Annotated in this window: 20 protein-coding genes; 16 read left to right on the forward strand and 4 right to left on the reverse strand. The window is 62.7% G+C overall.

Translation table 11 applies throughout. The features are described 5' to 3' along the window. Positions 1–30: 30 nt before the first annotated feature. Positions 31–966: a phosphatase PAP2 family protein gene (locus ACN5AZ_RS16865; RefSeq protein ID WP_419430075.1), complete on the forward strand. Its 936-nt coding sequence runs from the start codon at positions 31–33 to the stop codon at positions 964–966. 111 nt (positions 967–1,077) lie between these two features. Here ACN5AZ_RS16865 and ACN5AZ_RS16870 read toward each other — a convergent pair whose 3' ends face one another. Further along, complete coding sequence (locus ACN5AZ_RS16870) at positions 1,078–3,099, reverse strand: hypothetical protein (protein ID WP_419430076.1); 2,022 nt, start codon at positions 3,097–3,099, stop codon at positions 1,078–1,080. A 256-nt stretch (positions 3,100–3,355) separates the two neighbouring features. Here ACN5AZ_RS16870 and ACN5AZ_RS16875 point away from each other — a divergent pair, with 256 nt between their 5' ends. Further along, entirely contained in the window at positions 3,356–4,684 is a 1,329-nt protein-coding gene (locus ACN5AZ_RS16875) for a hypothetical protein (protein ID WP_419430077.1), read from the forward strand. Here the strand turns inward: ACN5AZ_RS16875 and ACN5AZ_RS16880 are convergent. After that, positions 4,670–5,368: a hypothetical protein gene (locus tag ACN5AZ_RS16880; RefSeq protein ID WP_419430078.1), complete on the reverse strand. Its 699-nt coding sequence runs from the start codon at positions 5,366–5,368 to the stop codon at positions 4,670–4,672. The genes ACN5AZ_RS16875 and ACN5AZ_RS16880 overlap by 15 nt on opposite strands. Before the next feature lie 135 nt (positions 5,369–5,503). Between ACN5AZ_RS16880 and ACN5AZ_RS16885 the strand changes: the two genes are divergently transcribed. Then, the gene (locus ACN5AZ_RS16885) at positions 5,504–6,436 is read left to right on the forward strand and encodes an MYG1 family protein (RefSeq protein WP_419430100.1); all 933 of its coding nucleotides are present in this window, start codon (positions 5,504–5,506) and stop codon (positions 6,434–6,436) included. Here the strand turns inward: ACN5AZ_RS16885 and ACN5AZ_RS16890 are convergent. Together ACN5AZ_RS16890 and ACN5AZ_RS16895 are read right to left on the reverse strand one after the other, a co-directional pair. Beyond that, positions 6,433–7,203, reverse strand: coding sequence for a 3-keto-5-aminohexanoate cleavage protein (locus ACN5AZ_RS16890; protein WP_419430079.1), 771 nt, complete (start codon positions 7,201–7,203; stop codon positions 6,433–6,435). The genes ACN5AZ_RS16885 and ACN5AZ_RS16890 overlap by 4 nt on opposite strands. After that, positions 7,200–8,519, reverse strand: a complete 1,320-nt coding sequence (locus ACN5AZ_RS16895) for an aspartate aminotransferase family protein (protein ID WP_419430080.1) — start codon at positions 8,517–8,519, stop codon at positions 7,200–7,202. The genes ACN5AZ_RS16890 and ACN5AZ_RS16895 overlap by 4 nt, the downstream gene beginning before the upstream one ends. Before the next feature lie 108 nt (positions 8,520–8,627). On the opposite strand from ACN5AZ_RS16895, the gene ACN5AZ_RS16900 reads away from it, so the two are divergent. The 13 genes from ACN5AZ_RS16900 (at position 8,628) to ACN5AZ_RS16960 (ending at position 23,693) form a co-directional block, all read left to right on the forward strand. Further along, positions 8,628–9,491, forward strand: a complete 864-nt coding sequence (locus ACN5AZ_RS16900) for a MurR/RpiR family transcriptional regulator (RefSeq protein WP_419430081.1) — start codon at positions 8,628–8,630, stop codon at positions 9,489–9,491. Between the two features lie 33 nt (positions 9,492–9,524). Continuing rightward, positions 9,525–10,493: a TAXI family TRAP transporter solute-binding subunit gene (locus tag ACN5AZ_RS16905; protein WP_419430082.1), complete on the forward strand. Its 969-nt coding sequence runs from the start codon at positions 9,525–9,527 to the stop codon at positions 10,491–10,493. A 121-nt stretch (positions 10,494–10,614) separates the two neighbouring features. Then, positions 10,615–13,224: a TRAP transporter permease gene (locus ACN5AZ_RS16910; RefSeq protein ID WP_419430083.1), complete on the forward strand. Its 2,610-nt coding sequence runs from the start codon at positions 10,615–10,617 to the stop codon at positions 13,222–13,224. Beyond that, positions 13,221–13,652, forward strand: coding sequence for a universal stress protein (locus tag ACN5AZ_RS16915; protein ID WP_419430084.1), 432 nt, complete (start codon positions 13,221–13,223; stop codon positions 13,650–13,652). The genes ACN5AZ_RS16910 and ACN5AZ_RS16915 overlap by 4 nt, the downstream gene beginning before the upstream one ends. Positions 13,653–13,783: 131 nt before the next feature. Next, entirely contained in the window at positions 13,784–14,881 is a 1,098-nt protein-coding gene (locus tag ACN5AZ_RS16920) for an MHYT domain-containing protein (protein ID WP_419430085.1), read from the forward strand. A 145-nt stretch (positions 14,882–15,026) separates the two neighbouring features. Further along, positions 15,027–15,881: an FAD binding domain-containing protein gene (locus ACN5AZ_RS16925; RefSeq protein WP_419430086.1), complete on the forward strand. Its 855-nt coding sequence runs from the start codon at positions 15,027–15,029 to the stop codon at positions 15,879–15,881. 14 nt (positions 15,882–15,895) lie between these two features. Next, a complete protein-coding gene (locus tag ACN5AZ_RS16930) occupies positions 15,896–16,390 on the forward strand; it encodes a (2Fe-2S)-binding protein (protein WP_419430087.1) in 495 nt (164 codons plus the stop codon). After that, the gene (locus ACN5AZ_RS16935) at positions 16,387–18,813 is read left to right on the forward strand and encodes an aerobic carbon-monoxide dehydrogenase large subunit (protein WP_419430088.1); all 2,427 of its coding nucleotides are present in this window, start codon (positions 16,387–16,389) and stop codon (positions 18,811–18,813) included. The genes ACN5AZ_RS16930 and ACN5AZ_RS16935 overlap by 4 nt, the downstream gene beginning before the upstream one ends. A gap of 49 nt (positions 18,814–18,862) precedes the next feature. Next, a complete protein-coding gene (locus tag ACN5AZ_RS16940) occupies positions 18,863–19,738 on the forward strand; it encodes an AAA family ATPase (RefSeq protein ID WP_419430089.1) in 876 nt (291 codons plus the stop codon). Then, entirely contained in the window at positions 19,735–20,922 is a 1,188-nt protein-coding gene (locus tag ACN5AZ_RS16945) for a vWA domain-containing protein (RefSeq protein ID WP_419430090.1), read from the forward strand. Before ACN5AZ_RS16940 ends, ACN5AZ_RS16945 begins: the two co-directional genes overlap by 4 nt. Further along, positions 20,919–21,707 carry an XdhC family protein gene (locus ACN5AZ_RS16950; protein ID WP_419430091.1) on the forward strand — a complete coding sequence of 263 codons (789 nt, stop codon included), beginning with the start codon at positions 20,919–20,921 and terminating at the stop codon, positions 21,705–21,707. The genes ACN5AZ_RS16945 and ACN5AZ_RS16950 overlap by 4 nt, the downstream gene beginning before the upstream one ends. Before the next feature lie 148 nt (positions 21,708–21,855). After that, complete coding sequence (locus tag ACN5AZ_RS16955) at positions 21,856–22,308, forward strand: SRPBCC family protein (protein WP_419430092.1); 453 nt, start codon at positions 21,856–21,858, stop codon at positions 22,306–22,308. A 227-nt stretch (positions 22,309–22,535) separates the two neighbouring features. Next, the gene (locus ACN5AZ_RS16960) at positions 22,536–23,693 is read left to right on the forward strand and encodes a YHYH protein (RefSeq protein ID WP_419430093.1); all 1,158 of its coding nucleotides are present in this window, start codon (positions 22,536–22,538) and stop codon (positions 23,691–23,693) included. Positions 23,694–23,718: the final 25 nt, after the last annotated feature.

Raw genomic sequence — 23,718 nt, forward strand, 5'->3', positions numbered from 1 at the left:
TTTACAGGCTCGGCACTGGGGGCTGCGCGCATGGGCACTGTGGGCCATTGGGATGGCAGCGCCGACCGTGACCCGCTGGGACAAAACCGTTCGGGCTGGGCCGCGCTCAAGGTCATGGGGACCGATCAACGGCGCGCCGTGATCGATCAGACGCTGTCCAGCCTGTCGTCTGTGTCGCTGAGCCATAGCACCTCTGCCAACACCGAAGGCCATATCGGACTGGCCGGGCAGACCATCGTCACCCTTAAAAAGCCCACCACCACCTTTTTGAAGGAAAAACAGCTGCCGTGGCTGCGCACCTATTCGGACCTGCGCAGCGACCGGCTGAACGAGATCATCATGCAGACGGGCGACATCCAGTCGTTCTTTGCGCTTGTGGGCTATATGGCACCGGAGGCTACAAAATGGACCCTGTGTCTTAATCAGGCGATCTATCGTCTGTGCAATCTGTTGGAGATGCCGCTTAAACATGGTTTTGACGTGGCCCGCCCCATTGCCATGTCGTCCAAGGTGCAGCCCGTCATCCAGACCCCGCCGCATGGCGCATGGCCCTCGGGCCACGCGACAGAGGCGTTTGCATCGGCCACCTTGCTGACGCGGCTTTTCTTTGACCGCCCCTTTGATCCGGCCAAGGAGATCGCGGACGGCAACCCGCTGTACCGCCATGCCGAACGCATCGCCATGAACCGCACGATTGCGGGGGTGCATTTCCCCACCGACAGCATGGCAGGCGCTGTGCTGGGTGTGACATTGGCCGAAGGGCTGATCCGTCTGCTCGACGGTGCTTCAGAGACGCCGACGCGTCTGTACCACGGCGAAAGCTACCCCGGCGACTTTACCCTTGCCGCCCTGTCTGCCGCCTTTGAGGGCGAAGGATATGTGACCACCGGCACCGCGCCGCTCGACGGCACCTTGGTGCCCGCATGGCTGCGCGACCTGTGGGCCGAGGCCAAAGCCGAGTGGTGACCCGATTGACCAGTGCCAGTAAACCGTAACTTGCGTGCCAGTGCGCCTTTGTCCCCAAAGGCAGTAACCCGTGGAACAGGGTGCCCCATCAAAAGGGCACCCTGTTTCGTTTCACACCGCCACGGTCTCGCTTGGCACACGCGCGGGCAGCGGGGCCACCACATAGCCGCCCAGACGATCCGCGTGACAGTCAGGCACTTCGAACAGATCCAGAGCGTCGGGTTCGAAATCCTGCAGATGGGTGCTTTGCGGATTTCGGGCATTCACGCGCAGCCGATCCGCCGACAGAGCCAGCGCACGGGTGATCACGCCTGCCGCAGCACTGGTCCCACGGATGCGCGAGACACTGCCCGACAACAGCGCGGTCGCAGGTAACCCGAGGCCCGCCATTCCGTCCTCGACCACAGCGGACACCGTAGGCCCCGCCATGCCCCACGGCGCCCCTTGGGCCGTGTAGACCGCTGGCAAATAATTGGCGGGATCCTTGGCACCCGTGCGCCCCACGTGCATCGCCGCCCCCACCGCGAAGGTCTGGCGCGAGGCTGCGCTGCACAGGCTGTTGCACCCGCCCGCGCGCTGCACAGGGCTTGGCGGCTTGGGCGAAGTATAATCCGAGGTCGCGGTATCCCAGCTGTAGGACGCGGAATGGTCGAAATAGGCTTGGCGGCCCCGTTTCGTGCTGCCCGGCAGACTGTCATCACGTTGAATGACAATATCCGCGCCGCGCGCGCCATCCCCGCTCAGCTCCAGCCGCCATTGCCCTGCGGGGGCGACCGGCTCGGCGGCTTTGCGCGCCGTGGTCGGGGCGAGCGCCAGCACGTAATGGGCGGGCTCTGTTACCCCTTCGCCACGGCTTCGGGCGGGCTGATGGTACAGCCGCGCCACCGCACGGCCCTGCGCATCCTCCAGCGATTGTACTGTGCCCTCGTCCAGCGTGACCCAGTCCGACGCGGGCCCCTCGGGCGGGGTGATCCGCAGCGACAGCGCGCCTGATGGGCGAATTTCCAGATAGGAAGCGGTCCGGTCGTCCGGCAAAACCCGCATGTCCACTGCGGCGGATGGCATATCAGACGGCACCCGCGCGGCCAGATCGGCGCGAAACCCGTTGCCAAAGGACCAGACCAGCCGCACCGGCTGTCCGGTCCGCTGCTCCCAGCGCTCCGCCTCGCGCGCCATTTGACAGGCCAGAAACCCTGAGCCGTCTTTTGGCCCTGCCGAGACACCCAAGGACAGGTTCACAATCACAGGTGCGGTGGCGTCGATCTGTCGGGCCTGTTGCAACACCCAGCGCAGCCCTTGCAGCATATAGCTTTCCATGCCCGTGCCAGAGGTATCATCGACCATCTGTGGCGGCAGGCTGACGGCGAGCAAGGGCCAGTCGGCCACGGGATCCCCGCTGTCGCTGTCGGCCCCCGCCGCCAGATCCAGCACCTGCGTGCCATGGGCGCGGGCGAACCGTCCCGGTGGCCCTTTGAGAACCTCGTCCAACGTGGTGTAGGCCGCCGCTTCGTCACGGCTGAACATGTCGCTGATCTGGGACTGATCCAGCACCATGCCCGACAGGATACCGCCATCGGCGGCACGTGTTTCAAGCGCCTGCAGCCAGACCGCGTGAAAGCGGCTTTGGCTGCCGCGCCGAAACCGTTTGTTCAGAAAGCCTATGCCATCGTCGATCACCGCCACGATGGGCTGTCCTGCGGCCCATGGCGCATCCGCCGCTTGCAGGTGGCTGATCCCGACGGCGGGGGTGTCCTCGTCCGCCAGCAAAAGCGGCACACCGGTATCGATCACCTCGAACACCGCGTCATGGCGCGCATCCTGCGTGCCCACCCTGCGATAGAGGGCAAATTCCTCTATGTCGGCAGAGGCTGTGTCTTCAAGTATGGCGCGTTCGTGTTCGTCGATCAGCAATGCCGGATCGGTGACAAGCAAGGAGCCCAATGCCTTGCGCGCGGCCGCCCTGTCCTCGCCCACCAACCTGACAAAGACCGGCTCGAACGCCGTGCCTTTTGTCGGTGTCACCGGATCCAAAGCGTCCAGCCGCCCGGTCAAAAGCGCGTGCCAATCCAGATAAGAATCGCGAAAGACGGCCTCCCGAGGCGCGCTCCAGCTCAAATGCGGGTAAATCGTCATCAAAATTCCCCCTTGTCACAAAATAGGTCAACAAAAGGCGGTTCGCGCCGTTACGTCAAGCAAACCTCTGAAACCGCAGCATCATTACCGAAAAATTAACGCCCCATGAGCATGGTTCACCCTGATTTTCATCGTTCCGGCCCTGCAAATTCACAGCGCTCTCACGGTTTGCTCACGCTGCGATCACGGAGACTGCGGAAGCTGGCCCTAACGCAACGTCAGATGGCCAAAGGCCGCAGCCGATCAGGGGGATTTCATGTCCAAGACCACCGTGCCCACGCCCAGCCCGTTCACTGCCATCATCGGCGGGGCACCGCAGCGCAGCGGTCCGCGCTACAGCAGCCTGCCCCAGCTTGACACGCCGCCCGAGAGCGGACCGGAACTTGCCGTCGAACTGGCTGAAATATTTGCTATTTCCCTGATGCGCCTTGTGCCGGTGGACCAGCTGGCAGACCCGCATCATGTGGTACCGCTGGACGGGCTTACGCAACCAAACCTGCATGAAATTCTGTGCGAGTTGCGCTCGCTGCCGTGGTTTGATCAGCTCGCCCAGCAGCTTGATGACGGTGCAAAGACCCGTCGGGCGCGGCGGCTGAACCGCACGGGCCAGTTAACGCTGACCTCGATGCTGTCTGCTGGCGTTACCGGGGATTCCCCTGCGCAAATGTCGACGCTTTGGGGAGATGCTGCACCATCGTGTTTGCAAGCGATGCTCGATGGGCTGTTGTCCGTGCCGGTCCACGACCTGTTCGAAAGCGCCATGATCACCGCAGTCCAGAATGGCACAGCGTTTGACCCCGGCATCGGCGCTGATCATCCGCTGACGGCGGCTGACGGGATGTCCGACATGATTACAGAGGCCACGAGCCGCGCCACCCGGACCACCCTGCACCAAATGAACCAGCCCGCGCGGTGGTCGCGCCCTGCCGTCACCAGCGCGCGCATGACAGCCTGGCTTGCCCGCGCCGAGGCGAGCGATCCGAACGATGACACGCCCTATCGTCACGCCGCAGAAATCCTGCAGCACCACGCGCCGCAGCTCTTGCACTGGGTCAGCGTGCTGAACCGCCGCTTGCGGCAGGGGCAGACACGCTTTGACACCAGTCTCTTCTTACCGCTTCAGGAGGTCGAACGGCAAACCACCGTTGCCGCCGATCTGACCCCGCAGGTGGCGGTGACCGGCGCTTTGGCCACGCTTGCCAAAGCGGTGTTCGACACCACGCGCACCGTCCACGACCCCGCCTGCCAGCCGCAGGTGGCGGCGCTGACGCTGGGCCGTGAGGTCACGCATATGGCGGCGAATGTGTCGCTCGCCCGACTGATTGCAGGCCATCACCACCCCATCGAGAACGCGCAGGATCTGCGCAGCGGCGAGGCGATCGCCCTGAACATCCTGCGCGACAGGCTGGAGCAGGCAAACAGGCCCGCCACCTTGAGCTTTGTTGATTTTGGCGGGCAGCCGCTGCGCATCGATCTGCGCAAGGGGCTCGGCGCGCGCGGGCAGGCGGTGTTGACCCGTGGCAATCGTCCAGCCCCCTGGCCCGGTGACACGCTGCGAACAACGCCGCATCTAACCGCTGTATGACGCGCTGCAAATGCCCTCGGTCTGCGCACCTGCCCAAGGCAGCGTGACGCGCGGGCCGTCGATCATCTGGTCCAGCCTGTCCAGCGGCATCTCGGCAGAGATCATCGCCCGCAGCCGCTCGGTCCGTGGCGCGTCGGGGTCCAGCAGACGACAGCAGACGTATTCCTCGACAATGGTGCCTTGCTGTTCGTAGCCGTAGTCGAGAAAGCGCCCCGCACTGTCGGGATCAAACAGATAGGGGTCTTTGGTGGTGACATGCTCCCGCAGGGCCTTGAGCGGATGATAACCGGTGCGCGCCCTGTTTTGCCATTGCCAGACGTGGGTCGCCTCATGCGCCAGCAACATTGCATCGTACAGGTCAATCTGTTCGGGAAAGCCCGCCAGCATATCCTCGCGGAACAGGTCCTGCCGCAGCAGAACCTTGTTGAACAGAACGGTCGCGGCGGGGGCGACTGTCACCTCTGTGTCCTGTTGCAGCGCCGGCCAAAGCCGTTCCTGACAGGTGGTGCGGGGCCGCACCGGCAGGGTATAGGTAAATTCACCCGCGAAATGCCCGTCCACCAACCGCATGCGCGAGGTGTCCAGCGCATCGCCATGGATCGCGCCCAGATAGGCGGTCTCCGCCTCTGTCAAAGGGCGCCCACAGGCCGCCAGTATCGCAAAAACAAACAGCCAGATCCGCATGACCACAGCATTGCCCCCCGCCTGCGGCTTGTCCAGCGGGAAGCTCCGCGTTCATTGCGATGGGGGATAACACTTGCGACAACTGCCACGCAGGTCTAAGGCCCCCAAGGACAGACCATGCAAAGCGGGCAGGCCATGACCATTCAGTATCTCGTGACACATTCCGGCGGGTTCCACGCAGACGAGCTGCTGTCGTCGGTGATCCTGACACGCCTGTTTCCGCAAGCAACGCTGGTGCGCAGCCGGGACGCGGCTTGGACCACCCCCGCCGAGGACCGCATCATCTACGACGTGGGCCGCGAATACGATGCGGATCGCAACATCTACGACCACCACCAGAAACCCGCCCCGCTGCGCGAGGATGAGCAGCCCTACAGCTCGTTCGGGCTGATCTGGAAACATTTTGGCGCGGACTACCTGCGGGCGATGGACGTCCCTGACGCGCATATCGACACTTTGCATGCCAAGATCGACAAAGGCGTGGTTCTGCCCATCGACCTGATGGACAATGGCGCGATGGAACCCTCGGTCGCGGGGCCGTTGTCGGGTTTGACGCTGCCGGTGCTGTTGGAAACGCTCAAACCCGCCTTTGATGATCCGCGCCCGGATGCGGATGACAATGCCTTTGCCGAGGGGCTTGGCGTGGCCCGTAGCTTGGTCGAGGCCGCCGTGCGCGGTCGTGCGGGTAAACTGCGCGCCTACGGGATGGTCGTCACCGCCATCGAAGCGGCCGGTGAAAACCGCGTTCTGGAACTGCCCATGGGCATGCCGTTCCGCAGCGCGGTCGAGGATACAGGCGCCGATCACCTGCTGTACTGCATCCACCCCCGCGCCGAGGACTGGACCCTGACCGGCATCCGCAAGGGCGGCGACACCTTCGATCTGCGCGCCGATCTGCCAGAGGCATGGGCGGGGCTGACCGATGCCGCGCTAGAGGACGCCTGCGGCGTCAAAGGGGCCAAGTTCTGTCACAACGGGCGCTTTATCGCCGTGGCAAGCTCGCGCGAGGCGATTGTCGAGATGGCCCAGCTTGCGGTCAAAGACGCCGAAGCGCGCGCGCAGGACTAATCCTGCGCCGCCAGCGCCTGTTTGAGATCCGCAACCTTTTCCGCATTGTCTGCCGCGATGCGGCCATCAGACAGATAGAGCGAATTCTCGAACCCAACGCGGCACTTGCCACCGTGGCGCGCGGCATTGGTCAGGCAGGCGGTCTCTGTCGGGCCGAAGGCGCACAGCGCCCAATCCGGCGTGATCTGCCGCGCCCCCAGCCACGACACAAAGCCATCCAGATCGGCAGGATCGGACAGACCATCCGTGCTGTAGCGGCCCAGCACGTAGATCAGCTGAAGCTCCGGCCGCGCGAGCGCCGCCGCCCCCAGCGTTTGCGCCAATAGATCGCAATCCGCGATGTCATACAGGATATGCTGCACCGCGATGCCCTGGGCCACGCAAGCGGCGTAGAATTCCCGTGCCGCCTCGGGGCCTGCGCGCAAAATCTCGCGTATCGAGGCGGACACCATGTCGGCCCCCGCGTCCAAAGCGACCTGCATCTGATGGTCGGCTTCGTATATGCCGGCGGCCTCCGTCGTGATTTGCAGCGCCATTTCGGGCACCGCGCGCCGCAAATCACGCAACAGATCGCGGTAGGCGGCGGCATCCAACAGGTGCGCCCCCGCGTCATCGCGCAAATGCGCGTGCAGCCCCCCTGCCCCGGCGGCAAAACAGGCGCGGGCGCAATCGACAACCTCGGCCTGTGTGATCGGCAAGGCAGGGTGGTCCGCGCGGCCCAGACGGGCCCCATTGGGTGCGACCATGATTTGTGGAAGCGCCATCATAGGACCGCCTCCAGACTGATGGCCAGCTTGTCCACCAGCTCGTCGATCTGCGGCTTTGTGCATATGAATGGCGGTGCCAGCAGGACGTGATCCCCCGATTGCCCATCCAGCGTGCCATTCATCGGATAGCAAATCAGCCCGTTGTCCATGGCCGCCGCCTTGAGCCGTTTGGCCAGTCCCTTTGCCGGATCAAACGGGGTTTTGGTGTCACGGTCGGCCACAAATTCCAGCCCCCGGAACATGCCGCGCCCGCGAATGTCGCCCACATGGGGGTGCGCACCGAACCTGTCGTGCAAGGCCTCCGCCAGATAGCCGCCCATGGTGGCGGCCCGCGCGGTCATCCCGCCAATGGTCAGCTTTTGCACCACGGCATGGGCGGCCGCACAGGCCACGGGATGGCCCAGATAGGTGTGCCCGTGCTGGAAGAACCCGCTGCCCTGTTCGATGGCCTCGTAAATTGCGCCGCTGCACAGCATTGCGCCGATCGGCTGATAGCCTGCGCCCAGCCCCTTGGCGATGGTGACGATATCAGGGCGGACCTCGTCTTGTTCGCAGGCAAAGAAGGTGCCGGTGCGCCCCATGCCACACATGACCTCGTCGAGGATCAGCAAAACACCGTATTTGTCGCAAATCTCCCGTAGTCTTTTGAAATAGCCCGGCACCGCAGGCACAGCTCCCGCCGTAGCGCCTACCACCGGCTCTGCCAGAAAGCCGATCACCGTTTCGGGCCCAAGCCGCAGCAGTTCGGCCTCCAGCTCATCCGCGACGCGCAGGCCGTAGGCCTCGGCGGTCTCACCCTCGGCGCGGCCGCGATATTCGTAGCAGGGCGCGATATGGCTGGCGGAGACCATCACCGGATCAAATGGCGCGCGCCGCCACATGTTGCCGCCCGTGCCCAAGGCGCCAAGCGTGTTGCCATGATAGCTTTGCCGCCGCGCGATGAACCGCCTGCGCTGCGGCTGGCCGATTTCCAGCATATATTGCCGCGCCAGTTTCAGCGCGGATTCGACGGCCTCTGACCCGCCAGAGACCAGATACACACGGTCGATCCCCTCTGGCGCGTTGGCGACCAGTGCCTCGGCCAGCTGTTCTGCGGGCTCTGAGGTGAAGAACCCCGTGTGCGCGAACTCCAGCGAATCGAGTTGGCTTTTGATGGCCGCGACAACATCCGCGTCACCATGGCCAAGACAGGAAACCGCCGCCCCGCCAGAGCCGTCCAAATAGGCTTTTCCATGAGAATCATAGATATAAATACCTTCGCCACGGGTGGCCAAAGGCAGGGTCGCCTTGGTATGGCGCGGAAAAACATGAGACATGCGCGATCCTTCATCGGCAGGGACATGGCCGCATCTGAAACAGATGTTTCGCCGGTTGACAATGAGTGAAACAAATTGGACAGTCAACAAAACCAAAGGGGGGCCAGCGTGACATCGTCGTTCGAGATGCGATTGGCAGAACGCTACGGCGATCTCAGCAGTGCCTTGCGGGCGGCGGCCGATTACCTCGTCAGCCACCCCGTTGATCTGGCCACGCGGAGTCTGCGCAGCGTGTCACAGGACAGCGGCGTGTCTCCGGCGGCCTATTCGCGGCTGGCCCGCGCGCTGGGATACGGTGACCTCGCCGACTTGCGCGACGAAATGCGCCTGCAAATCGACCAGCGGGTCACAGGGTTTGCCCAACGGGCAGAGCGTTTGCACAGCGACCCGCAGCACCGCGCCACAGGGTTCTTTGACGCCCATCTGGCCGCTTGCCAACGCAATCTGGCGGCATTTTCGGAAACCATCGACCGCAGCGCGCTGGAGACAGCCACCGAACGGCTGGGCGATGCGCGGCGCGTGTTGCTTTTGGGCGCGCTCGGGTCGACGGGCGTGGTCGAATATCTGTCCTATATGGCCAATTTCTGCACCGAAAACTGGACGCTTGCAGGGCGCATGGGTGCGTCGATGGGGTCGGCCATGGCCGACCTTGGCCCGCGCGATGCGCTGCTGATTGTGACCAAGCCGCCGTTTTCAGGTCAGGCCCTGCGCGCCGCCGAACTGGCCCGTGCCCAAGGGGTCTATGTGGTGCTAATAACCGATTCGCTGGGCTGTCCGGCATTGAAACATGCCTCGGCACATTTTGTTGTGCCCACCGACAGCCCGCATTTTTATTCTTCTTACGTTGTCACTGTTTTTCTTGTGGAATCTCTGATCGGTATGCTTATCAGCCGCTCCGGACCAGAGGCTAGAAACAGAATCGCAAGGGTAGAAGATGCAAATCGGGTTCTTGCAGAAGTGTGGGACCTGTGAACCATTGAATGAATGTCACCAAGGGAGAAAACGATGTTCGCTAAACTGAAATTCACCGCCGCAGGCGCAGTGGCCGCTGCCATGATGGCCCCGGCCGCTTACGCCGAGGAATTCATCACCATCGGCACCGGCGGCGTGACCGGCGTGTACTACCCCACCGGCGGCGCGATCTGCCGTCTGGTCAACAAAGGCCGCCGCGACCACGGCATCCGCTGCTCCGTCGAATCCACCGGCGGGTCGGTCTACAACATCAACACCATTCGCGAAGGCGAACTGGAATTCGGTGTGGCGCAGTCCGACTGGCAGTACCACGCCTACAACGGCACCTCGCGCTTTGAGGAGGCCGGCCCGTTCGAAGAACTGCGCGCCGTCTTCTCTGTGCACCCCGAACCCTTCACCGTTGTGGCGCGCGCAGATGCGGACATCGCAACCATCGAAGACCTCAAGGGCAAGCGCGTCAACATCGGCAACCCCGGTTCCGGTCAGCGCGGCACCATGGAAGTGCTGATGGAAGCCATGGGCTGGACCAACGACGATTTCGCGCTCGCAACCGAGCTGAAGGCCGCAGAACAGTCCGCCGCCCTGTGCGACAACCAGATCGACGCAATGGTCTACACCGTGGGTCACCCGTCGGGCTCCATCCAGGAAGCCACCACCGCCTGTGATTCCGTTCTGGTCGAAGTGGCCGGCGACGTGGTCGACGGTCTTGTCGAAGAGAACTCCTTCTACCGTACCGCGACCATCCCCGGCGGCATGTACCGTGGCAACGACGAGGACACCGCCACCTTTGGTGTGGGCGCGACCTTCGTCAGCTCCTCCAACGTGTCCGAAGAAGTTGTCTACACACTGGTCAGCTCGATCTTCGAAAACTTCGAAGACTTCAAAACCCTGCACCCGGCTTTCGCCAACCTGAAGCCCGAAGAAATGGCAACGGCAGGTCTGTCCGCGCCGCTGCATGACGGTGCCGCGAAATACTATCGCGAGCAGGGCTGGATCGAATAAGCGATCTTCGCAATACTAACATCGGGGGCGCAGGTCGCCCCCGATTCAATCGCAGCGGGATGTGGGACCTGCTGTGACCGGACAAGAGACCGCACCGGATGAAACGGTCCAAGGGGGACAGATGTCGACACAAGAAAATCGCGCGTTAAGCGAGGAAGAGCTTCAGGAACTGGTGGCCGCCAGTGACAGCGGAGCGCGCAGTCCGACGGGGGCCGTTGGCACCTTTGTCGCCGCTGTGGCCCTTTTGTGGTCAATTTTCCAAGTATTGTTGGCATCTCCGGTCGCGCCCTATGTGCTGCCCGGCGATCTCATCAACAACTCCCGCCAGATCCATTTGGCCTTTGCCATCTTCCTTGCGGCGATGGCCTACCCGCTATTCAAATCCTCGCCGCGTGAATACATTCCGGTCTACGACTGGGTGCTTGGCATCGCGGGGGCGTTTCTCGCCCTTTACGGCTATTTCTTCTACGGAAAGATCGTGGGCAACGGCGGGCTGGCCGACACCACTGACGCCTATTTCGCTCTGGCCGGTCTGATCTTGCTGTTCATTGCCTCCTACCGCGTGCTGGGACCCGTGATGGTGATCCTTGCGGTGGTGTTTCTGTTCTACGTCTTCTTCGGCTCGTCCGAGGTGGTGCCCGACCAGATCCGCTGGGCCGGGGCCAGCCTGCGCAAGGCGATGAGCCATATGTGGATCACCTCCGAGGGTGTCTTTGGCATCGCTTTGGGTGTTTCGACCAAATTCGTCTTCCTTTTTGTCCTCTTCGGTGCGCTTCTGGATAAGGCCGGCGCGGGCAACTACTTTATCAAGATGGCCTTTGGCGCGCTTGGCCACCTCAAAGGCGGCCCGGCCAAGGCGGCGGTTGTGGGCTCTGCCGCGACTGGCCTCATCTCGGGGTCGTCCATCGCCAACGTGGTGACCACCGGCACCTTTACCATTCCCTTGATGAAGCGGGTGGGCTTTTCCGCGGAAAAGGCAGGCTCGGTCGAGGTGGCGTCCTCGGTCAACGGTCAGATCATGCCGCCGGTGATGGGCGCTGCCGCGTTCCTGATGGTGGAATACGTGGGCATCTCCTACGTCGAGGTCATCACCCATGCCTTCCTGCCCGCGATCATTTCCTACATCGCGCTGGTCTATATCGTGCACCTCGAAGCGGTGAAAAACAACATGCCCACCATCGGCAACAAGGTGGTGAATATGCTCAACACCGTGGCTGGCATGTTCGGCTTTTTCGCGGGCTTTGCGCTGCTGTGCTACGCCACGCAATATCCCGTGGGCTGGATCGTCTCGCTGTTCCCCGAAGGCTCGGGCTGGATTCTGGCAGCACTTCTGGGCGTAATCTATGTGGGTCTGATCTACCTTGCGGCGCAGACGCCTGATCTGGAACCCGATGACCCCAGCGCCGAAGTGGTCGAACTGCCCGACGTGGCCGCGATCTACAAATCCGGTCTGTACTACCTGCTGCCGATTGTGGTGCTGGTCTACTTCCTGATGATCGAACGCAAATCGCCGGGGCTATCGGCCTTTTGGGCGACCTTCCTGCTGTTCTTTATTCTGCTGACCCAGAAGACGCTGAAGGCATTCTTCCGTGGCGAGGACAACGCGATTGCACGTCTGAAAGACGGCCTGATCGACCTTGTCGAAGGCATGATCGACGGCGCACGCAACATGATCGGCATCGGTCTGGCCACGGCCACGGCGGGCATCATCGTGGGCACCGTGTCGCTGACCGGCATCGGGCAGGTCATGGCGGATTTCGTCGAATTCCTGTCCGGCGGCAACCTGATCCTGATGCTGATCTTTGTGGCGATCCTGTCGCTGATCCTTGGCATGGGCCTGCCGACCACCGCGAACTACATTGTGGTCTCCTCGCTGATGGTCGCTGTCGTGGTCGAGCTCGGCGCGCAATCGGGGCTGATCGTGCCGCTGATCGCGGTGCATCTGTTCGTGTTCTACTTCGGCATCATGGCCGATGTGACACCGCCCGTGGGCCTCGCCAGTTTTGCGGCAGCCGCCGTGTCTGGTGGCGATGCCATCCGCACCGGCTTTACCGCGTTCTTCTACAGCCTGCGGACTGTGGCACTGCCGTTTGTGTTTATCTTCAACACCGATCTGTTGTTGATTGATGTGACATGGACGCAAGGCGTCATTGTCTTCATCACCGCGACCGTCGGCATTTTGATCTTTACCGCGGCCACGATGGGCTGGTTCCTGACCCGCAACCGCATCTGGGAAACCTTGGCAATGCTGGTGATCGCCTTTGCCCTGTTCCGCCCCGGTTTCTTCATGAACCAGATCCAGCCCCCGTTTGAAGATATCGCACCTGCGGCCTTTAGCGAAACCCTGGCAGAGGCAGAGCCCGGCGCCCAATGGCGCGTGGTCGTGCAAGGCCCCGATTTCGACACCTTCGAGGTCAAGGAAGTCACCGTCCCGATCACGGTGCCCGACGTGGACGGCGCAGACGCACGGCTGGACGAACTGGGCTTTTTGCTGATCCCCGAGGGCGATCTGCAATTGCTGGACGAGCCGATGTTTGGCACCGATCTGGGCGATGCGCTGTCGAGCTTTGACTTCTACGGGGATGACCCGGTGCAGATTTCCAGCGTGCAGGCCACGGCGGACCAACTGCCCAAAGAGCTGATCTTTATCCCCGCTCTGCTGTTGCTGGCATTGATCGCATTCGCCCAAACACGCCGCGCGCAACGCCTTCCGGAAGGAGCTCACGCATGACCAAGACCGTTCTTTGCGCCATCGACATCAACCGCGGCACAGAAGAAACCGCGGTCCTGCAAACGGCCCATAAACTGGCCACGCTGGATGATGCCCGACTGGATGTCATCACGGTGGTGCCCGATTTCGGGGCCAGCGTTGTGGGGGCCTATTTCAAGGACCACCATGTCAAAACCGCGCGCGATGGGGCATCCGATGCGCTCAACAAGCTGGTGACAGATGTTCTGGGGGCCGAAGCCAATGCAGGCGTCCGCCACGTGGTCGCCATCGGCAACGTTTACGAAGAAGTGCTCAAGGCCGCGCGCTATTCCGGTGCCGATCTGATCGTGATCGGTGCGCACCGTCCCGACTTCAAGGACTACCTGCTTGGCCCGAACGCGGCGCGCGTTGTGCGCCATTCGGATTGTTCGGTCTACGTGGTGCGCTGATACGTTTACGCCCTTTGGCTGGCCCCGTCGGCGGGCCAAAGGGTCAGGCCCTCGCGGGTGAAATCACCTTTGCGACAGCATGACGCAACACAATGTTGCGCAAACGCGGCGGCCCGTGCAATGTTCCGCCCATGGAATATATAAACCACCAAAACAGCCCTTGGCTGATCTCGATCGCGTTTTTGGTGGCTTTGGTCGCCGGGGGCACCGGGCTGACCCTGACAAAAGATCTGTCGAAAAAGACCGTATTCCAGCGCAAGCTGTCGATTGCACTGGCGGCGATCACCTTGGGCGGCGGGATCTGGTCGATGCATTTCGTCGGCATGCTGGGCCTGCAAATGCCGATCCTGTTCTACTACGACGCGGCGATCACCCTTGTGTCTGCGCTGATCGCGATCCTGATCGTGACGCTGGCGCTGTTGTTGTTGCATTTCGTCAAACGCACCCGCCTGACCATTGTGGCCGCCGGTGCTTTGGTGGGCATGGGCGTTTTGGCGATGCACTACGTGGGCATGTCCGGCATGCAGCTGTGTCGCCCCGTCTACACGGTGTTTGGCGTCGTCAGCTCGTCGGTGCTGGCCATTGGCTTGTGCATTCTGGCGTTCTGGGTCGCCTATGACAGCCGATCGAACCGCACCATTGTGATTGGCACCTTGTGTTTTGGCACAGCGGTCACGGCGGTCCATTACCTTGCGATGGCGGGCACCCAATTCACGCCCGTCGCCACCACGCAAGAAATCGGCCCGCTTATCAGCAACGAAGTCATGGCCATCGGCGTGATCCTCAGCAGTTTTGTGATTTTCGGCGCGTTCTTATGGGTAGGCTCAACGCTGTTGGTTCCGGTCGAACCGGCAGAGCCCGCCGCCCCGCTTAGCCCTACCCCAGCAGCGCAGCCCGCGCCTGCCCTGTGGCTGCCCTGTGAAAAGGACGGCGGCAAGGTGCGCGTGCCCGCAAGCGACGTGGCTTTTGTCCGCGCCGACGGGCATTACACGCAGATCTATACCGCCGAGGGGCGGTTCTTTTGCGTCTGGCCGATCACCGAAGCCACCAAACGCCTGCGCGCCGAGGGGTTTATCAAGGTGCATCGCAGCTACCTTGTGAATCCGGCCAAAGTCACCCGCTTCGAGCCGGGTAAGGACAAAGGCCGCTGCGGTTTTGACGGGGCGGATCTGCCCGAAGTGCCAGTCAGCCGCTCGCACCTCAAAGACGCCAAATCCGCCTTTGCCTAAGCGCGCGCATTCGGTGGCGCAACTCGTGCAGCCAGCGGCGCATTTCGTGCAAAACACGCGGAATTAAAGTGTTTTCGCAAGCCTAAATCGCAACGTCACGCCAGCCTCATCCTCAGCCAGATTGATTGCTTAGGGAGGAGAGGCAATGATTCCAGCGGCCTTTGAATACCACCGTCCAAAGGATATGGACGGGGTCCTTGCTGTGCTCAAAGAGCACGGAGACGACGCCCGCGTGCTTGCCGGGGGTCACAGTCTGATCCCTATGATGAAACTGCGTATGGCTGATGTGCCGCACCTGATCGACCTGCAAGAGGTGGACGGGTTGGGCGGCATTTCCGTGGCAGACGGGCGCGTGCGCATCGGGGCTATGACCACGCAGGCGGATATTATCGGCAGTGCAGAGCTTGCCTCTGCCGCGCCGATCCTGCGCGAAGCCGCGCTGCAGATCGCGGACCCGCAGGTGCGCTATATGGGCACGGTCGGCGGCAACATCGCCAATGGCGATCCCGGCAATGACATGCCCGGGCTGATGCAATGTCTGGACGCGACATTCACGTTGGTTGGCCCTGATGGTACCCGCGAGGTCGAGGCCCGCGACTTCTACGAGGCGGCCTATATGACCGACCGCGAAGATGACGAGGTGCTGACCGCTGTCAGCTTTGCCATTCCGCAGGGCGGCTACGCCTACCAGAAACAAAAGCGCAAGATCGGGGATTACGCCACCGCCGCCGCAGCGGTGCAGATCACCCGCGCCGGCGACAACTGTGCGGCGGCATCCATCGCGATGACCAACCTCAGTGACACGCCTATCTGGTCCGAAGCCGCCGCCGAGGCGCTTATCGGCACGTCCGTGGACGAGGCTGCGGTGGATCAGGCGGTTGCCGCCATGTTGGGTGACATTGACCCCGCCCAAGACAACCGCGGACCCGTCGAATTCAAACGCCACGCCGCCGCTGTGATCCTGCGTCGCGCCATTGCGCGCGCCTGGTCCCGCGCGTGATCGAAGGAAACACCATGTCGAAAAAGATGCACATCACGCTCAAGGTCAACGGCGAAGAACAGGAGTTTCTGGCTGAGCCGCGCGAGCTTTTAATCCACACCTTACGCGAACGGCTGAACCTGACCGGCCCGCATATCGGCTGTGAGACATCACATTGTGGGGCCTGCACCGTCACGTTGAACGGGAAATCGGTGAAATCCTGCACCATGTTCGTGGCGCAGGCCAATGGCGCCGAGATCACCACCATCGAAGGACTGGGCAGCCCCGACAGCCTGCACGTGCTGCAAAACGCGTTCAAGGAACACCACGGGCTTCAGTGCGGGTTCTGCACGCCGGGGATGATCACGCGGGCGTCCAAGCTGCTGGAAGAAAACCCCGCCCCCACCGAGGAAGAGGTGCGCTTTGGCATGGCAGGTAACATCTGCCGTTGCACCGGATACCAGAACATCGTGAAATCCATCCTCGCCGCCGCCGAGGAACTCAATTCAGCCAAGGAGGCAGCACAATGAAGGATGATGTGACCCGCGAAGACCGCGTTGACGCCCTTGGCGGTATGGGCTGCAAACGCAAGCGCGTCGAAGATGCCCGCTTTACCCAAGGCAAGGGGAACTACGTCGACGATATCAAACTGCCCGGCATGTTGTTTGGTGATTTCGTTCGCTCGCCCTATGCCCACGCCCGGATCAAATCGATTGATGCCTCTGCCGCGCTGGCGCTGGACGGGGTGATCGCGGTGCTGACCGCCGATGACCTGCGTCCGCTGGGCCTGCACTGGATGCCGACGCTTGCCGGCGACAAACAGATGGTGCTGGCCGATGGCAAGGTACTGTTTCAGGGCCAAGAGGTCGCCTTTGTCGTGGCCCGTGACCGCTATATCGCCGCCGATGCGGTCGAGCTGGTCGAGGTCGAATATGAAGACCTGCCGGTTGTGGTCGATCCTTTCGAGGCGCTGAAATCCGATGTCGTCCTGCGCGAGGATCTGGTCGCCGAGGATGGCAGCCTGCCCGATGGCGCGCATGGCCCCCGCAACCATCCCAACCATATCTTCACATGGGAGGTGGGCGAAAAAGACGCCACCGATCAGGTGATCGGCGCGGCAGAGATCGTGGCCGAAGAAACCATGTACTATCATCGCACCCACCCCTGCCCGCTGGAAACCTGCGGCGCGGTGGCGTCCATGGACAAGGTCAACGGCAAGCTGACGCTCTGGGGCACCTTTCAGGCACCGCATGCGATCCGCACCGTGGTCTCGCTGATCTCTGGCATCGAGGAGCACAACATCCGCGTGATCTCTCCCGACATCGGGGGTGGTTTCGGCAACAAGGTCGGGGCCTACGCGGGCTATGTCTGTGCGGTCGTGGCCTCTATCGTCACCGGCGTTCCGGTGAAATGGGTCGAGGACCGGATGGAAAACCTGATGACCACTGCCTTTGCCCGCGACTACTGGATGAAGGGCAAGATTTCCGCCACGCCGGAGGGCAAGATCACAGGCCTGTGGTGCGAGGTCACCGCAGATCACGGCGGCTTTGACGCCTGCGCGGACCCCACCAAATTCCCCGCAGGGTTCATGAACATCTGCACGGGATCCTACGACATTCCAACGGCTTACCTGAAGGTCGATGGCGTCTATACCAACAAGGCCCCCGGTGGCGTCAGCTATCGCTGTTCCTTCCGCGTGACCGAAGCGGTGTATTTCATCGAACGCATGATCGAGGTGCTGGCCATCGAGATGGACATGGACGCGGCAGAGCTGCGGCGCATCAACTTTATCCGCAAGGACCAGTTCCCCTACCAGTCCGCTCTTGGCTGGGAGTACGACTCCGGCGATTATCACACCGCTTGGGACAAGGCGATGAAGGCGGTGGATTACGACGGGTTGCGCGCCGAACAGGCACAGCGGGTCGAGGATTTCAAAGCAGGCAAGACGCGCAAGCTGATGGGCGTCGGGCTGACGTTCTTCACCGAAATCGTGGGCGCCGGTCCGGTCAAGAACTGCGATATCCTTGGGCTGGGGATGTTTGACAGTTGCGAAATCCGCATCCATCCCACGGGATCGGCCATCGCGCGGTTGGGCACCATCTCGCAAGGTCAGGGGCATGCCACGACCTTTGCCCAGATCCTTGCCTCGGAAATTGGCATCCCCGCCGACAGCATCACCATCGAAGAGGGCGACACCGACACCGCGCCTTATGGTCTGGGCACCTACGGGTCACGGTCCACGCCGGTGGCCGGGGCGGCCACGGCTATGGCCGGACGCAAGATCCGCGCCAAGGCACAGATGATCGCGGCCTACCTTTTGGAAGTTCACGACGACGATGTCGAATTCGACATCGACCGTTTCGTGGTCAAGGGCGCGCCCGAGCGGTTCAAGACCATGAAAGAGATCGCCTTTGCCGCCTACAATCAGGCCATTCCGGGGGTCGAGCCGGGCCTTGAGGCGGTCAGCTACTATGACCCGCCCAATATGACCTACCCCTTTGGTGCCTATGTCTGTGTCATGGACATCGACGTGGACACCGGCGAGGTCGACATCCGCCGCTTTTATGCGCTGGACGACTGCGGCACGCGGATCAACCCCATGATAATCGAGGGGCAGGTCCACGGCGGTCTGACAGAGGCGCTGGCCGTCGCGCTGGGACAAGAGATCGCCTATGACGAGATGGGCAACGTCAAGACCGGTACCTTGATGGACTTTTTCCTGCCCACCGCATGGGAGGTCCCCAACTACGAGACTGACCACACCGTCACCCCCAGCCCGCACCATCCCATTGGGGCAAAGGGCGTGGGCGAAAGTCCCCATGTGGGCGGTGTGCCCTGTTTCTCGAACGCGGTGAACGACGCTTTCCGTGCCTTTGGTCTGCGTCACACCCATATGCCCCATGATCACTGGCGCATCTGGAAGACCGCGAACCAGCTTGGCCTGCACGGCTAAGGGCAATGGGGCGGGCCGGTCTGGCCCGCCCCGGCTGACGAGGACCGACATGATCTGGACCGATGTTCAAACCGCCCTGGCGGCACAGGATTACATTGCCTCGGACGATCTGGCCGTGGCGTTGCATCTGGCGTTGCAGTTGCAGCGGCCCTTGCTGCTGGAAGGGGCCGCAGGCGTTGGCAAAACCGAAGTGGCGCGCGTGCTGGCCAAGGCCCGCGACACCCGCCTGATCCGTCTGCAATGCTACGAAGGGCTGGACGCGGCGCAGGCCATCTATGAATGGAATTATCAACGCCAGCTTTTGGCGATCCGCGCCAATGCCGAAAGCGGCGCAAACGCGGCCGAGGTCGAAGCACGCATATTCTCGCGCGATTATTTGCTGGAACGTCCTTTGTTGCAGGCGATCACCCAAGAGCATCCGCCGGTGCTGCTGATCGACGAAATCGACCGCGCCGACGAAGAATTCGAGGCGTTCTTGCTGGAAATGCTGGCCGACTACCAAATTACGGTGCCCGAGCTGGGGACCATTACGGCGGTCACGAAACCCGTGGTGATCCTCACCTCGAACGGGACACGCGATCTGTCTGATGCGCTGCGCCGCAGGTGTCTGTACGCCTATGTCGACTACCCCGACCGCGACACCGAGCTTGCGATCCTGACCACGCGCTGCGCCGGGATCGAGGCCCGGCTGGCCGAGCAGGTCATAGGCTTTGTGCAGGCCTTGCGCGCCGAGGATCTGGAGAAGGTGCCGGGCATCGCAGAGATGCTGGATTTTGCCGCCGCGCTGATGGGTTTGGGCGTTGCCGATCTGACGCGCGATCCCGCCGTGTTACAGGCCAGCCTGACCACGCTTTTGAAAACGCAGTCCGATCTGGCCTCAGTCCCGACAGAGGTGGCGCAGCGTCTGGCGGGCAAGGCCGCATGAGCCGCGTCACACGATTTGCCGCCCGCGATCCCGGGCCTGCCGCGCGCATGGCAGGCTTTCTCGGGCATTTGCGCGAAAACGGGTTGCGGCTGGGAACGCAGGAAACCGAAACAGCGCTGGCCGCGCTGACACATGTACGGGCCACGGACCCCATGGTAGCGCGCGCGGCCTTGCGGGCCGTATGCACCGGATGCGCCGAAGACGCCGCGCGGTTCGACGATCTGTTCACCGCCTACTGGATGGACATGGGACGGGTGCGCGCCAAGGTCGTGCCCGCGCAAACCGCCCCCAAGGCCGATGATCCGGTGCATTCGTCCCGTGATGGCAAGGGCGAGGATCTGGGCAGCGCAGGACAGGCCAGCGCCCCGGATGCAGGCGGCGACGGCGCTGCGGATCAAGACGGCGAAGGCAAGCTGATGGCAACGGACATGCGTGCCCTGTCGCGGCGGGATCTGCGCGATCTGGTCCGCCCCGAAGACATTGCCGAGGCAGAGGCCGTCGCCCGCAAAATAGGTCTGGCCCTGCGGGACTGCAGGTCGCGCCGTCGCGTGGCCGCGCGCAAAGGCGACCGGCTGCATTTCCGCAAGACCATCCGTCGCAGCCTTTCCACGGGGGGCGAGCCCTTGCGCCTGTACCGGCGCAAGCGCCCCGATCGCAGCCGCAAGATCGTGGCCCTGTGCGATGTTTCGGGGTCGATGGGGGTCTATGCGCAGGTGTTTCTGGCCTTTCTGGCGGGGTTGATGGGCGGCGATGACTGCGCGGACGCCTACCTGTTTCACACCCGTCTGGTGCGGATCACAGATGCGCTTCGAGACCGTGACGCCATGCGCGCGATTGGCCGCATGTCATTGATGGCGGACGGCTTTGGCGGCGGCTCGCGCATCGGTGCCAGTCTGGCCCGGTTCAGCGAGACCTACGCGCGGCGGTTTGTCGACGGGCGCAGCGTCGTTTTGATCCTGTCGGACGGCTATGACACCGATCCCCCCGACCAGCTGCGCGACGCCTTGGCGAAACTGCGCAAACGGGGTTGCCGGATCATATGGCTGAACCCGTTGAAAGGCTGGGCCGATTACCAGCCGATCGCCAGCGGCATGGCGGCTGCGCTGCCGCATCTCGATCTGTTTGAACCCGCCAACACGCTGGCCGATCTGGCGGCCCTTGAACCGGAGCTGACACGCCTGTGACCTACGTCGATATCCTGAACACAGACATGCGCGCGCTGGCCGATGATCTGCGCGCCCGCGAGGAGGCCTTTGCCATTGCGACCATCGTGCGCACGGCAGGCACGACCTCGGCCAAGCCGGGAGCAAAGGCGATCCTGAATGCCCAAGGCGATATCCTCAGCGGTTTTCTGGGCGGCGGCTGCGCGCGGGGGGCCGTTCGGCGCGCAGCATTGCAAAGCTTTGACAGCGGAGCGCCCTGCCTGATCTCTGTCACCCCCGAGGAGCGCCTGACCGAAAACGGGTTGACGCCCGGCGCGGAACGCGACGGGGTGACCTATGCCCGCAACGGCTGTCCGTCGCGCGGCACCATCGACATCTTTATCGAACCGATCCTGCAAATGCCCGAACTGGCGGTGGTGGGGGCCTCTCCCGTGGCCAAGGCATTGGCCGAGCTCGCACCGCGTTTCCAGTGGTCGGTGGTCGATGCCCCCGGCCCGGCCGGTCAAAGCCGCCGATTGCGCGCCGTGGTCATCGCGACCCAAGGCCAAGGCGATCTGCCCGCGCTCAAGGATGCGCTGACCTCAAGCGCCGAGAGTGTCTCCTTTGTCGGCAGTCAAAAGAAATATGCGGCCCTGTCGGAAAAGCTGATCGCTGATGGCATCGCGGCGGATCGCGTGGCTTCGGTGTCGGCGCCTGCGGGGCTCGATATCGGGGCGGTCACGCCCGAGGAGATCGCCCTGTCGATCCTTGCCGAACTAATCCAGATCCGCCGCCGCCAGACCAGAGGCCCCCATGACCCAGAGTGATCCACAAACGCCCGCCCCCTCTGCCTCCGCAGCCCCAGTCGCACAAGGCTGGTGGGCACGGCTGCGCGAAACATGGACCCCTTCGGCCAAACAGGCCGACATCCTCGCCCAGATCAAATTTCCCTGTTGCTGACAAAAGGACCCTTTCATGGAACTCAAGGACGAAATCCGCATCAATGCCTCCAAGGACGTGGTCTGCGCGTCGCTGCAAGAACCCGAGGTGCTGCGCCGCTGTATTCCCGGCTGTGAGGAGCTGACACAGACCGCCGAGAACACATTCGAGGCGACCATCCTGCTCAAGGTCGGCCCGGTCAAAGCACGCTTTAGCGGCGTTGTGGAACTGGACACCTCGCAGGCACCGGATGCCTTGTCGCTGAGTGGTCAGGGCAATGGTGGGGCGGCAGGCCATGCCAAGGGCGGTGCCGATGTCACCCTGACCGAGGCGGAGGGCGAGACCATTCTGTCCTATGACGCCAAGGCCGAGATCGGCGGAAAGCTGGCGCAACTGGGCAGCCGTCTGATCCAGAGCACGGCCAAGAAACTGGCAGGCAAGTTCTTCAAGTCCTTCGCCGAAGTCGTCGAAGAGGACCGCGTGGCCTAACGCCCCAGTCGCAAAGACCCAAGCTGCACCGCGATACATCTCGCCTGTATCGCGGTGCAGTCGCTTGTCCAATGTCTTGGTGGCCTCAGCTTGCGCTCAGGTAGTCCACGCCTTGCATCGCTCTAAATCTCCTAAAATGCGGGACCGTGATCTGCATACTGTCTGCATGGCGCGGTGGTAGGCGGCGGTTGTCCCGATCCGGGACCGCTGCCAAAGGAGAGCACCACATGAGCTTTACAGAAACAAAACGCCCCGCTTTGCGCGCGCTGATGCTGTCGGCGGTCGGATCGATCTGCGCCTCGGCGGCCTTTGCCCATGCCGATACGCATTCTATTCAAGACAGCGCTTTGGCCAGCGCGCCCGAGATTGTCGAATGTACATTAGCGAATGGCGAGACCTCCGAGTGCGCGAAATATGTGGTAAAACACCTGCCAGATGATCTGGACATCGGCCCGTTTTGTCCCGCCACTCTGGACGACGCAGGCGGCATCTGGAACTGGGACGGGGACGCGGCAGGTCTGTACCGGATCGACGGTGATTTCCTGCGCATGCTGGATGCGCAAGGCTACACGTTCTTCAATGACGCGGGCGAGGTCTACTCCTTTGATATCCGCACGGAACAGCCCACCGAGCCGAACGAATGCATTCAAGCAACCGCTGATGACGACGTGGAAATGACCATTCTGATCCCGGCAGATCCGGTGGTGGCGGATGCCCCGTCTGATCTGGGGACCGTGGCGAAAATAGGGGTCGGGCTGGACGGGGTGCCGATCTTTGCCGATGCGCCCTCGGTGCTGGAGACCGGCCATATGCCCGCGCTGGACACCTGCGGCGGCCACATCGATCCCGGTGGCTGGTATCACTGGCACGCCACATCGACCGATCTGAACGCGATCTATGATGCCGAGGGCGTGGACGCGGAATGTTTGAGCGTGGCGCAGGATCCGACCGCCCAGTTCGGCTATGCCTTTGACGGCTTTGCCATGTTCGGCACACAGAATTACGACGGCACAACCCCCGATGATCTGGACGCCTGCGGCGGGCACGTGGGCCTGACCGAAGAAGGCGGCACGCCCGTCTATCACTACCATGCCCGCGAGAGCTTTCCGAACCTGCCCACCTGCCTGATGGGCGTTGTGGCAGAGGATAATTTCTCGACCACCGCCAACGCCGGTATCGGGTCTGCGCGTGCGGGTGGTGATGGACCGGGTGCAGGCCGACCGGATTTTGACGCCATCGCCCGGACCTTGGACGTGGATGCGCAGACCTTGCGCGAGGCGCTGGAGGCCGCAGGCGGGCCGGATGCGGACCTGAACGCTGTGGCCGAGACCTTGGGCGTGTCTGTCGACGACCTGCGCGGTGCACTGCCCGGCCCCCGCCGCTAAGGGCCGGACAAAATTGGGGCAGGCA

This window comes from Sagittula sp. SSi028 (assembly GCF_048553715.1).
Classification (GTDB): domain Bacteria; phylum Pseudomonadota; class Alphaproteobacteria; order Rhodobacterales; family Rhodobacteraceae; genus Sagittula.